The organism is Thalassotalea sp. G20_0 (genome assembly GCF_017744175.1).
GTDB lineage: Bacteria > Pseudomonadota > Gammaproteobacteria > Pseudomonadales > Endozoicomonadaceae > Endozoicomonas.
Genome location: NZ_JAGHQV010000025.1, coordinates 25113 through 38193, shown reverse-complemented (window position 1 = coordinate 38193; position 13081 = coordinate 25113). Strand labels below are relative to the sequence as shown.

The window sequence follows — 13081 nt, the reverse complement described above, 5'->3', positions numbered from 1 at the left end:
GGATAATTCTGATTATCGTAGTTTTTTAGTAATGTTAAAATATTCCCCATCTTTTTTTTGAGCGGCCTTTAGTTTCTCCTTGGCAGTGATCAGGGCTTGCTGGCAGGGCTCATTGTTCAGCAGGACAGCGATTTTCAATGGGGTCAATCCTGGAGTCATGGTAGCCTTGATATTAGCCCCGCCATTGAGCAGGGTTTCCAAGCTGTCTACGCTGTTATTGTAGGCGGCCATGTGCAAAGAGGTGGCTCCTGAAGTCTTGGCAGCGTTGATATTAGCTCCGCTATTGAGCAGGGTTTGCAAGCAGGCTATGTTGTTCTTCCAGACAGCGGCGTGCAAAGGGGTGGAACCATCCGAAATCGGAGAGAAGTTGGGATCCGCCCCTTCATTGAGCAGGGCTTGCAGGATGTTGTTCTTGTTCTCTTGGGCAGCAAGGTACAAAGGGGTAGCGCCATTAGGCAGGGCGGCGTTGACATCTGCCCCAGCATTAATCAGGGTTTGCACGCAGGCGAGATGCCCCTTTTTGGCGGCGATGTGCAGTAAATAATAAGTCATTCCTAAAATTTCAGAACTGTACTTCTTTTGGGCAATGGTTTTATCCTGCGTCAACAATTCTTGTAACGTCTCCACGTCTCCAGTTCTGCAGGCTTCAAATGGCAGATCTGCGCAATAGGGGGAGTCTTCATGAAGCAAGGCACCCGATTCTCGTACCACCGGTAACGGAAATTGCCGACAATTCGGACACGACGAGCGAGAGGTTATAGGTATTGCACGCATAGCTTTAGCGAAACAGTCCAAATGATAGCGATGCTTACATTCAGTCACGATGACGGGAGATACTTGACGCCCATAGTAGGGTTCGGCGCAGATGGGACATTCATCTTCATATGCTCTTTCTTCCGAGATCATATCCCCTAAATACTGGCACAGTTCGGATTGGGCTGCTGAAGAATTCATAGGTCAGTCTACTCCTTATAGTGCATTTGCAATTAGGTTACAAAAAACCGGAAAAGTTCAAACTTTCGTGTAGAAATAGAAAAACTGCCATCCTCGCTACGGGGGTGCCTGGAAGGGCGCTATTCTCGGTCAGCCTCCTGGTTGAGAATACCCTCAAGCAGCCATTAAGGGACTTTCTGTTTCCGGGAAGCTGGGGGAGTGATGACTGCCTGTTTTTGGCCGGGTTATCAGGCGCTGGCTGCGGTCACCATCAGGCCTGACTGCGCAGTGCTGCCCAGCTGCTCTTCAGTCTGCTGTGCCAGGTAAAGATCGCGATAGTGTCCTTCCTGTTGCAGCAGCTGTTCATGGGTGCCACGCTGAACAATCTTGCCTTTATCCATCACCAGAATCTGGTCGGCATCCTGAATGGTTGACAGGCGGTGAGCCACGGCAATGGTGGTCCGGTTTTCCCGCAGAGTAATCAGCGCCTCTTTAATATGGTGCTCTGTCTCACCATCGATATTGGCGGTGGCTTCATCCAGCAGCAGAATTTTCGGATTCTGGGCAATGGTCCTGGCAAACGACAATAGCTGCCTTTCACCAGTGGACAGTGCTTTGCCTCCGGGTCCGGGCTTATGTTCATAGCCTTCTTCCAGCCCCCGGATAAACGGGTCCGCATGCACTTTTCTGGCCGCTGCCTGAATGTGTTCATCGGTGATCTGGCGATGGTTCAGGCTGATATTTTCGGCCATCGTGCCACTGAAAATATAAGGCTCCTGGAATACCAGACCCAAACCCTGGCGCAATGTGTCTTCCGGCAGGGTGGACAAAGGCTGGTTATCGATCAGAATCTGGCCTTCCTGGTGTTGATAGAAGCGCATCAACAGGTTGATTACCGAGCTTTTACCACTGCCACTGTGACCCACAATGGCGACAAACTGCCCCGGCTCGACGGTGAAGCTGACATTATCCAGCGCCAGGTTTTTCGAGTCATAAGACAGTGTTACGTTATTGAATGCCAGTTTACCGCTATGAATCTCCGGGCTCTGACTATCGCCCTGACCATAGTGAGTGTCTTCTGTCTTTTCGTTCAATACCTGGAACAGTCTTTCCGAGGCCACCAGAGATTGCTGCAGGCTGCTCATTTGCATGGTGATCTGTCGGAAAGGTTCAAAGAATCGCCCAAGGTAATTGATAAAGGCGTAGAGCGTACCCACTTCGACCAGAGAAAATCCGGACCGGTAGCCAAACCAGCCCACCACAACTGCCAGGGCAATACCATTGAGCAGGTGCGTGAAAGGCATCAGCAGCAGGCTGTCGATATGGATGTTCTTTTGCTTGAGCTGGCTCCATTGTTCATTGTCCCGGTCAAACTGCTGTTGCAGATGCGCTTCCTGTCCCATCGCCTGGATAATACGCATGCCATTAAGGGATTCGTTGACACGGGTATTGATGTTGGCCAGCTGGCTGCGAACTCCGTGAATGACGGGGTGGCTGATTTTCTGGTAGAGGTGAATCGCCAGCAGCATGACGGGAATCAGCAGCGCCGTCATCAACATCAGTCGGATATCCAGCAGAGCCATGGCAATAAAGATACCCACCACCCGGAAAAAGGCCTGCAGAATCGCCGGAATAACGCCCACAAACATCTGGCGCAGTACTTCCGAATCATTGGTAATACGGGACACCAGACGGCCGGTTGGTTCGCTGTCAAAATAGTGCATGGGCAGCTTCAGCACATGGGCGAATAGCATCCGTCGAATGTCGTGCACTACCTTCAGGGCATTTTCCTGAAACATCACATTTTGTATGTATTGTAAAATGGCTGAACCCAGATAAGTACCAAACAGGGCTGCACCCATGATGGCAAGGCCCATATAGTCATGAAGGGCATCATTCACTCCGGGGGCGATATGTTCATCCAGAATGATCTTCATCAGCCACGGTGCCAGCATTTCCAGGCTGGTGGCCAGCAGCAGGATCAGAAAGGCACCCAGAAACGGCCATTGATAAGGTTTGGCATAGTGAACCAGCCTGGCCAGTCCCCGGTAGCCTGATGTTTTTTTCTCGTCGTTGGCGATCACTGCATTATTCCTCAGGCAACATCGGACCGTGTGTTCACGGCATCGGGCTTCACTTCCAGGGGTTGCAGCAGGGTTCTTGCCTGCTGTCGGAAGATTTTTGCATACCAGTGTTCGGTCGTATTCTGTTCAGGCTGGTCGGTGGCTTCTTTACCGTTAGAGAGCAGTTGTTCATGGTTGCCCTGCTCGATAATGCGACCACGATCCAGTACCAGAATATGGTCTGCCTTAATCAGCTCGGGTAGCCGCTGAGTGACCAGAATAATGGTTTTCTTACCTTTCATGGCCATCAGGTTTTTCAGAATACGGGCTTCAGTTCTCATATCCAGGGCACTGAAGGCATCGTCCAGCAGCAATATTTCACTGTCAGCCAGCAGGGCCCTGGCCAGTGCCAGACGTTGTTTCTGGCCTCCGGACAGGTTGATGCCGTTCTCACCCAGCAAGGTGTTGTAGCCATCCTTAAAGCCCATGATTTCGTCATCGATAGCCGCCAGTCTGGCGGCTTGTTCGACGGCTTGCTGGCTGGCATCCGGTGTGGAGAAGCGAATGTTGTCGGTGATGGTGCCGGAGAACAGCATGGGCTCCTGGGGGACCCAGGCCAGTTTTTTCCGCAGGGATTCCACACTCAGCTTTGGCAGTGGAATATTGCCCATTTGGATGGAGGAGCCTTCGGGCAGATCAAATTCACGCAGGATCAGCCGGAGCAGGGTACTTTTACCGCTGCCGGTACGACCGGTAATCCCGATAAATGCGCCTGCGGGTATCTCGGCAGAGATACCCTGGAGTACCGGCTTCTGGTCAGCAACGGAGTCGTAACCAAAAGACCGGATGTTTATCGAAAGACTGGTGTCGTCCGGAGCCTGTCGTGCATCCGGAGCATTACTCACTTTTGGCTGGCGGGACAGCAGTTTTTCCAGACGCCCCCAGGAAGCACTGCCGCGCTGGAAGACATTGAACTGCCAGCCAAATTGCAGCATGGGGCCGAGCATCTGGCTAAGGTAGAGGGTGAAACTGGTTAACAGGCCTACCGTCATCTGTCCATGGCTGATCAGCCAGGCACCACCCACCAGGGCCAGCACAAAAGAGAGACCGAAAAACAGGCTGATACTTGGGCCAAACAGGGCATCGACCCTGGCAACGCTGCTGTTCGCTGCCACTGCCTCCATGGACAGCTGTTCAAAGCGCCGGGTTTGTCGTTCGGTCAACTGGTGTGCTTTGACCGCACGAATACCGGTGATGGATTCACGGGTTTCTTCGTTCAGATTGGAAAAAGCAGCCTGAGAGCGACCAAAGCGTGAGTACAATGCCACACCGTAGCGTTTGGTCGCCCAGACCAGTACCGGGAAAGGCAGCATCGCCAGCAGGGTCAGTTGACCACTGACGAGGAATATCATGGCGAACAGGACGGTAAAGCCGGCGATCAGGGAGTCCACCAGGGTCATGATCCCGACCCCAACGCTCTCCTCAACCGCATTGAGGTCATTGGTGGCATGGGCCATCAGGTCACCGGTGGTATGGTGCTGATAAAACTCCGGAGAGAGCCGGGTGAAATGGGCAAACAACCGGCTGCGCTGCTGACGGATCAGCTCAATGGAAGCACCGTACAGTTTGGCTCTCCAGATATATCGGAAGCCATAGACGACGATGCCCGTAATCAGTATCCCGGCAACATAACCGGCCAGTTCCCGGTTGGTAAGGCTGTTGTCCTTTATACTGTCAATCACATGGCCAATCAGCCAGGGTGGCAACAGGTTCAGGGCAGAGACAATTTGCAGACAGATAAAGGCCAGCAGGTATTGCTGCCAGTAGTCCTTCAGAATAAACCGGAGTTTCCAGAGTAGTTTCAATGAACGGCCTTTTGGGTGAAATCTGGGCGCTTAACACTTTTCATATCGCTTTCTGCGTTGCCTGCTGCGACTTCTTGTTAAGGAAGATATTGGCATGCTGAGGAAGAAAGCGCGATGAATTTAATTTGGTTCTATTGTGCTAATTTATAACCGACCATTGAACTGAAAATGATTCTTATCGTCAACGAGGTGATTACCGAATTCGGTGTTCGAGGTGAGGCAGTGATGTGGCCAGGGGGGGCGGATAGGGGAATGGTTGCTGATAGTTACCGCTTGAAATACAACGCCTGACGTAAGTGAGCGACAGGTGGTTGCGGGTGCTGCACCTGCAGGAAAAGTCTCGTCCAGGGACTATCGAAAAAACAAGGTCAGCACACCAATGGCACTGACTTAAGCTTAAAAGCCCAGCAAACATGGGGATTGATACGGGTTTAGAGATTTGAATTGGAACCACAAAGCACACAAAGAGCACTAAGAAGAGCTTTTCTTTTCCTTTGTGCTCTTTGTGTGCTTTGTGGTTCCAATCGCCGGGTGCCTAAAAGCCCACGTATGACAAGGCTTTCACCCTTAAGTCAGTGCCATTGGGTCAGCACACCCACACGACCTCAATCGCGAAATACGTCAATGTCGCGGGAGTGATGTTCTTTTGCGACTTGACCGCTGATTGTGTTTCCGGATTTCTTCCGACACATAATAAGCCGGTGCGGCAACAAACGGTGATATCGGCGTTTTGCCGGGCACATCATCACTGAGTTTTCTGACTATGCCAAGACGGCTTTGCAAAATCTTGTTATAACGTGCTTTTTCCTCAGCTGCGGTCCCCGTCAGGCACGATTGTTTGTGGGCATCAGGGTCGACGTAGTAATCCATCAATAACTCCTGTCCGGCCGCAATGCCCTTGACGGCAATAGAGACGGGGATCGTAAAATTGCCAAAACCGGTTGTGATAGCGATAAACTCCACAGACGTATTGACATCTTCGGTCCTGTTGGCGGAATTCACAAAGTGAAAAGGCGTATAACGCTCGTTGTCCGGCAAAATGGCGACCATACTCAAGGGGTCGTTAACCGCCCCTTCCTGAGTGTATTTCGACAGCGTGCGCTGCGTTTGCTCTTTACCCCTGAGACCGGCCATCATGGTTCGGCAGTAACTCATGAAATCTGGCATATCGTCAGTAAACTTCTGATGCAAATATTCAAGTTTCCAATTGTGATTTTTCTTAGCCCACGATGGTTTGTTGAGTACATATCCGATACCCGAATAGATCCCGAGCAACTCCCCTTTTGGTACTTTAGTTTTGGAAAATACGCCGTAATTTTTTTCTGCCCCGCCAGAGGCGTCAGGGCCGGTAAAACCATAATCAACCAGACGGTGTTCAAACCGCGCCAGAAAGTCTTGCCGGGCCTCAGCCTCTGACATTCGCAGCTGATCAATGACCCAATGCTGAATAACTGCATACTGCCCAATAGTGGGAGTTAGCAGACGGTGGGCAAAAGGGGATAGCCAGACATATGGCTGGTAGGTGTGCCCGCAAGGAAGATCAGAATCGTCACAGACCATAGTCTTGCCAATCGGTTTGCTGAGCGCATCGGGTCGATAACGGCCAGCGGTGATAACCTTAATACCGCCATGGGGTAACGGCTCATTCGGGGCTGACAAAACTTCTGTTTCTGTTATTACCCGGGCGATTAAGCCGGTGTCTGGCGGTGTATCTGCATCATCTGCGGGTTGCTCCCCGGTAACGGTATGTTCGCTGCCATGCCCCGGGTGGGCGAGACCGGGTAAATGACTGTGAGCAGCAACGACGTTACGGGCGTAGGCCACACCCTGGTGCTGGCTATCTTCTGGTTTAGCGGTGTTGGATGACTGTCCTTCCACAAAACTGGACATCCCTTGAGATGATAAGGTATTGGGCTGCATAATTGGTCACCTGAAGCTGACAAGAGTGTTGAATCAGACACAATATTCGCCCGAAAATTCAATGCCCCGGGACTGATGTTTTTTGCGACTTGCCCGCCGACCGTTTTTCCGAATTTCTTCCGACACATAATAAGCCGGTGCGGCAACAAACGGTGATATAGGCGTTTCGCCCGGCACAGCGCTATTGACCAGACAGGCCATGCCAAGCTGGTTCTGCAGATTACTGTTATGAATTGCCCTTTCCTCAGCTGCGGTCAACGTCAGTATCGCTTGTTGTTCGGCATCAGGATCGACACAGTAATCCAGCAATAGCTCCTGCCCGGCAGCAACTCTCCTGGTGGCAATACAGACGGGGACCGTGAAATTGCCAGAACCGGAATAGATCCCAAGCAACTCCCCTTCTTCTAAGGGCGTGCTGGCAAATACACCGTAATTTTTTTCTGGCCTGCCAGAGCTGTCAGGACAGGTAAAACCATAATCAACCAGCCGGTGTTCAAACCGCGCCAGAAAGTCTTGCTGGACCTCGGCCTCTGACATCTGCAGCTGTTCAATGACCCAACGCTGAATACCTGCATGCTGCCCAATAGTGGGAGCCAGCAGACGATGGGCCCAACGGGATATCCAGAAATATGGCTGGTAGGTGTGTCCACAAGGGAGGTCAGAATCGTCACAGATCACCGGCTTGCCAATTGGTTTACTGGCCATAGCGGATGGATAACTGCCAGCGGTGACAACCCTGATGCCGCAATTAGGGAGCGACTCATTCCGGACTGATAACGCCTCGGTTTCTGTTATTACCCGGGCGATTAAGCCGGTGTCTGGCGGTGTGTCTTCATCATCTGCGGGTCGCTCTCCGGTAACGGCATGTTCGCTGCCATGCCCCGGGTGGGCGAGACCGGGTAAACGACTGTGAGCAGCAACGACGTTACGGGCGTAGGCCACACCCTGGTGCGGGCTATCCTCTGGTTTGCCAGTGTTGGATGACTGGCCTTCCACAAAACTGGCCATCCCTTGAGATGATAAGGTATTGGGCTGCATAATTGGTCGCTTGACGCTGACAAGAGTGTTGGGTCAGACACAATATTCGCCCGAAAATTCAATATCCGGGTTAACCTTTGCGAAAGCACCCGATCAGAAAGTCTTTAAGCATGACCCAGTCGCCCAGAAAACTGTAAACAGGGTATTTAAAGGTGGCGGGTTTGTTGTGCTCAAAAAAGAAATGCCCGACCCAGGCACAGGCATAGCCGAAAATCAGGGCCAGAATAATTAATGGTATTGCTTTTGATCAGGCAAAAGAATCAATATACATAATAAACAACAGCTGTTTATCATCGGCTAATAACATTATTAATATTCTGGTAAGTTGCCTGTGGCTAAGTTATTCACTATTTTCTGGCGGTTTTTCTTGCTGGGCTGGACCAGCTTTGGCGGCCCGGCTGCCCATATCGGATATTTTCGTAATACCTTCGTTGAAAAACGCCAGTGGTTAACCGATGTTGAATATGCTCAACTGATTGCTCTCAGTCAGTTCCTGCCAGGCCCCGGTTCCAGCCAGATCGGCTTTGCCCTGGGCTACCGGAAGGCAGGATTGCCCGGCGGCATTGCAGCGTTTGCCGGTTTTACCTTACCGTCTTTTGCGATTCTGCTGGTGGTAGCCATGAGCAGTCAGCTGTTCCTGTCTGCTGACTGGTATCAGGGGATGATTGCCGGTTTGAAATTGCTGGCCGTTGTTGTGGTGGCGGATGCCACTGTGCAGATGTTCCGGTCTTTCTGTAAAAGTCAGTTGACTATTAGTTTGTGTATTTTCAGTGCCGCCCTGTTGCTGGTGTTTCCTGGCATACTGGTTCAGATGGCTAGTCTGATTGCAGCCGCTCTGATTGGTTATCGCTGGTTACCGGGTAATGACGACAGTCAGATCAGGTGTCGCTTTGTTTTCTGGCCACTTATTCTGTTTGCCATTTTGCTGTTTGGCCTGCCTTTGCTGGCTGATTATTCCCCCCTGGCAGCCGTGATCAGTGACTTCTATCAGGCGGGCAGTATGGTGTTTGGCGGTGGCCATGTGGTTCTGCCATTGCTGCAGAGCACAACGGAAGGCATGATCAGCACCGATACCTTCCTGACCGGCTATGCCGCAGCCCAGGCGGTACCTGGCCCGATGTTTACCCTGGCTACGTATCTCGGATATTTTGCTTCCGGGTCGACTCCGGTTCTGGGAGCTATTGCCGCGACGCTGGCTATTTTCCTGCCCGGTTTTCTGCTGGTGATTGGTGTCCTTCCTGCCTGGCAGGCTCTGGCCGCACGGGCCCGGATTGCCGGGGCGATTGCCGGTATTAACGCTGCTGTTGTCGGGCTGCTGCTGTCTGCGCTTTACTCGCCGGTATTTACCTCTGCGGTTCATTCGGCAATGGCGATGGCTCTGGTTCTGATTGGCTGTTTCCTGCTTCGTGTATTGAAGATTTCTGTTTTCTGGCTGGTGGTGATATTTATTGGCGTTGGCGTGTTGGCCCTTTAAACCACCGCAAATATGTTCAAATTGGCAGGACCTTAGAAAAGTGCCTGCCCTGATCGTCTTGTTATCAAATGTAGTTACATTTTATTCAATTCACTTTGTTGGTATTTACAGTCCGGTGGAAAGACGATAAAGGCGTGACATTTTTCAATCTTCTCCTCATTCGTTATATCCAACAATTTGAGCTTCTTATCACACATGTTGTTCTTATCAGTTTTGATGATTCCTTTAATCTGATAGCCATCTTTATGGAAATATTTTGTTGCTTTTATTCTTGCAAATTGAGTACCAGAGGGCGTTATATTACCAATTTGGTATCCTTCAGGACTTTCGATCCTCCAGTGCCCTGGTAAATCTTTGGAATCTGTATCTACCTTGTACATCGCCTCCATTGAATTCAAGTGTTTGGTTGACAACACCATTTCAAGAACCCGGATATTTTCGGTTATCTGTTGCAGCTTATCCAATGTTAACGTGTCTTCCATCCCCATACGCCGGGTAAGTGCTTGCAGTAATTCACCCTGTGCTTCGACAGGGTGAATTGAAATCACTTTGGCTATGTCTTCCAGGTTGACCGAGAGCTGCCCGGTGGTGAGTAATTGTTGATGCTTAAAAGGTGAAGTAGCAAAGTTAGCGACTGCTGCCCTGTGGTTAACACGTAAAAATGGTAAGTCCGGGAATGCAGGTTCTATATCAATGAGATTGTATGGGTTTTGATCGAGAATGATGGACCAAAAATTCTTATCTACGATGGTTTTCAACAGGGTCTGATCCAGGTTAGCGAGATTGGCCAGGCAGGTGAGGGCCAATGGGTGAGAATATTTGCCGTGTAAAAAATTACCGGCCCAGTTGCTGTCAAGAAAACCGTGCTGTCTGGCAATAGCGTTGGCAATGTCCGGCGGAATAAAACCAATAAAAATGGGCGCTGAGCCCGGGCGTAAATCACTACCACTGTCTGCACAGACTTTGTTCATGGCTTTGCGAACGATGCCCTGCATTTGTTCCCGTTGGAAAAAGCGCTGTTCATGGTTCGTGCCATTATTGCCAGCAAGGAAAGAGTAGGTATTGAGATGTTGCGACATATTCAGGGCGAGCAGACGTTTGGGAGTGTCGAGTTCATCGCTACGGATAGATTCCCATCGAATAGCAGCAGGAAATTTCTGGACATAGTAACGATCCGCTACGGTGCCATTGGGTTTTGGGGTATTTTGCGCTTGAAGTAATGCTTCTATCTCAGCACCAACCCTGGCAAGTACCGGTATTTGAGTACTGAACTCTATCATCGAACGGCAACACCTGGTAAGCGCTATAAGTTTCTCAGGAGTGTCAACATCATTGAATATGTGTTCAGCAATATATTGGACGACAGAGTTTCGTAAATTATCGATATCCTGGCATAGCGCAGGGCTGAGAAATGCTTCCGGTAAAATCAGGGCACTCTCACTGAAGGCAGAGTAATTGATGCCATTTTCATTAAACAGGCGACACAGAACCGGTGGAAACAGGCGATCTTTTTCCCCGGCAGTTAACTGGTCGCCAGCCATGAACGCTAAAAAGTCCTGTGCATAAATCAGTGTGGTGAGTTGGTGATCGGGCCCAAATGCCATCAGATTGTTCGGGTGGAAAATTTTATTGTGCTCACCGGGATCCGTCTGTGGAATCCGGCAGATTGGGCAGGATTCGGCAATATTTTTTGTTGCATTGCCATCAACAAGCCCAAAGTACTCCTCATTTTCACTGGCCACAGGAAACGATAAGTTTCTGGTAGAGCTTTCTGGCAGATGTGATGCATTCTGAGCGCGAAAGACATCCAGCCAGACGTTTTCGCCTGCACGCTCTGCTTGCTTCAATAGCCCGCTATCTTCAATAAGGCAGCCTGTGAAGCCCACCATAAACTGGTCTGATGTTGGTCGGGAAACCAGGTATTGGCCGGTTTGACTGGCTAAAGCTGATTGGAGGTCAGGGCGGTTAAGGCCATTAAACAGTATCCAGGTGAGCTTTGATGTTTCTTCGGCATTCAGTGATTTGATTTTTTCGACCGTGTCGGCATTGTTCAGATAATCAATCAATTCAGTAGCATCCTTGTTAATCAATTCATTCATTTTTTCCACAATGCAAGCAAATAACTTGTCAGAATTATTGGTTGGCAAGGGGGCGGTGATGCTTTCAATGTTCTTGTATTCTCTGATTTTTTTTGGGTAATTTGCAGGCTGGTACTCAATATCGGGGGGGGTGACAGACAGACCGGCGCTAACCTTTTTTTCTGTTTCACTGTTCGCTTTCAGTACATCTTTGAAATGAACAAGGGGAGGGAATGGGGCTAATTTTGAATGGATCATATCGATACTCAGCAACAGTTTGAATTATTGTGCAATATATGACCACTCGAAAAGGGAATAGTTCCAATACCGGGAGCTCTTCAGGTTTCGCCTGGTAAAAGCACTGAGTGCCAGATATGAAACCTTCTGAGTGGTGATATGACGTCCCAGATCAGTTGGCTTTCATCTGGTTTGATCTGTCCACGACGATGACATGGGTAGCTGGTATTAAAAATCATTGACAGTCGATTTGCCTGATGAAATAAAGGCACAATCCCATCCGGCGTAAACTCGTCACTGACAACGATAACTACATAGTTTTTTTTCTGAATATCCAGATCATCAAGGCTGCATATTTCAAGATTAACACCCACCTTCCAGTGAGGTGAAAGTTGCTTGTTATCAGAGGGTTTGCATATAGATATGATTTTTTTCTTCAGTTTGCCGGACAGCCATGCGCCAAAACGGGGGTTTCTTCCTGCTTCGACAATAACGACTGATACACTCTCCTGAGTCTTTCTGTCAGCGTATTTATCAGGCAATATTTTTTTTGCAATTCCCTCAATATGAATGGCTCGGGATAACCAGCTAATCATATTATTTTTCTTGAATAACCAGGGTCTGCTATATACATCTTCAGACATTAGATGTCGGGAATAGCGTAGTGATTTTTGCCAGTGATTTATAAAATGATCAATATGTTCAATAGTGCCGTCATACTCAGAATATATATTGGCAGTATCCACTTTAATATGCTGAACGTTTTTTTCTGCGTATAGCGGATGGACTTCGTTCACATCTTCAATGCCAATACATTTATCTTTCTGCAATGGTCGAGTCGGAATGAGAGGAAAGGATTTGGAACACCATACCCGCACAGTGCCACCGGCGGATAACATATCTCTGGCTTCAAGTTCAAAATCAAAGGGGACGTTATGAATGTCGTTCTGTCTGGAAGTAAACTCGCAGCATGGAATAGTGATCAATGAGAGCTGTTTACAAGTCTTGACTGGCAGGCATGCCTGATCCGTTGAAACATGGGCATGCATCATTAAAACAATCACATGATATTCTGACAGATCATATTTTTTCGGTAGATTGACCTCTTCGACAGGCTTGGCAATCAGCGTCAGATTGTCAGGCAGTACTGATTTAGGTGTTTGTAATACCGGGTCAATGGACAGTACTGGCCAGTCAGTATTTAAAGCTATCCATGCCCCCAGTTTTGGTTTTGGACCCGCACCCACATCTAAAGCGATCAATTTATCATCAGGGCTGTGGGGAATGTGTTTTTTCAGAGTATCCCAGATGGTTAAAATTGTACTGATTTCTTTTAATGACTCCCATTGTAATAAGTCCATGGAAATAAATCGTGCTGCCTGTGCATGTTTGATAAATCTTTGGAATATAGACTTTGTGAGTGTTTTTGCCCAGTCATATTGAGTGTGTTTTTCTATCCGTTTAATTGTTGAA

General features: G+C 49.3%; 9 protein-coding genes and 1 pseudogene. 2 read left to right on the top strand and 8 right to left on the bottom strand.

What is annotated here, in order from left to right; translation table 11 throughout:
• Positions 1-12: 12 nt before the first annotated feature.
• From J7438_RS28355 to J7438_RS15505, 3 genes are all read right to left on the bottom strand, one after another.
• Positions 13-906 (bottom strand): ankyrin repeat domain-containing protein, encoded by an 894-nt coding sequence (locus J7438_RS28355; RefSeq protein WP_353620144.1) that lies wholly within the window; start codon positions 904-906, stop codon positions 13-15.
• Positions 907-1181: 275 nt separating this feature from the next.
• Positions 1182-3017, bottom strand: coding sequence for an ABC transporter ATP-binding protein (locus J7438_RS15510; RefSeq protein WP_209277261.1), 1836 nt, complete (start codon positions 3015-3017; stop codon positions 1182-1184).
• Positions 3018-3028: 11 nt separating this feature from the next.
• Entirely contained in the window at positions 3029-4861 is a 1833-nt protein-coding gene (locus J7438_RS15505; RefSeq protein WP_209277260.1) for an ABC transporter ATP-binding protein, read from the bottom strand.
• 168 nt (positions 4862-5029) lie between these two features.
• Here J7438_RS15505 and J7438_RS27785 point away from each other — a divergent pair, with 168 nt between their 5' ends.
• The gene (locus J7438_RS27785; protein WP_286196617.1) at positions 5030-5152 is read left to right on the top strand and encodes a hypothetical protein; all 123 of its coding nucleotides are present in this window, start codon (positions 5030-5032) and stop codon (positions 5150-5152) included.
• 330 nt (positions 5153-5482) lie between these two features.
• Here the strand turns inward: J7438_RS27785 and J7438_RS15500 are convergent, their stop codons facing one another.
• The 3 genes and pseudogenes from J7438_RS15500 to J7438_RS15490 all read right to left on the bottom strand — a co-directional run.
• Positions 5483-6781: a hypothetical protein gene (locus tag J7438_RS15500; RefSeq protein ID WP_209277259.1), complete on the bottom strand. Its 1299-nt coding sequence runs from the start codon at positions 6779-6781 to the stop codon at positions 5483-5485.
• Positions 6782-6814: 33 nt separating this feature from the next.
• Positions 6815-7819 (bottom strand): SET domain-containing protein, encoded by a 1005-nt coding sequence (locus tag J7438_RS15495; protein ID WP_209277258.1) that lies wholly within the window; start codon positions 7817-7819, stop codon positions 6815-6817.
• A gap of 70 nt (positions 7820-7889) precedes the next feature.
• Positions 7890-8033 (bottom strand): annotated as a pseudogene (locus tag J7438_RS15490) (Mpo1-like protein); the annotation flags it as partial.
• A gap of 117 nt (positions 8034-8150) precedes the next feature.
• Between J7438_RS15490 and chrA the strand changes: the two are divergent.
• Entirely contained in the window at positions 8151-9293 is a 1143-nt protein-coding gene (gene chrA / locus J7438_RS15485) for a chromate efflux transporter (RefSeq protein ID WP_209277257.1), read from the top strand.
• A 74-nt stretch (positions 9294-9367) separates the two neighbouring features.
• On the opposite strand, the gene J7438_RS15480 is transcribed toward chrA, so the two are convergent.
• Positions 9368-11392 (bottom strand): hypothetical protein, encoded by a 2025-nt coding sequence (locus J7438_RS15480; RefSeq protein WP_209277256.1) that lies wholly within the window; start codon positions 11390-11392, stop codon positions 9368-9370.
• A gap of 317 nt (positions 11393-11709) precedes the next feature.
• Entirely contained in the window at positions 11710-12969 is a 1260-nt protein-coding gene (locus tag J7438_RS15475; RefSeq protein ID WP_209277255.1) for a hypothetical protein, read from the bottom strand.
• Positions 12970-13081: the final 112 nt, after the last annotated feature.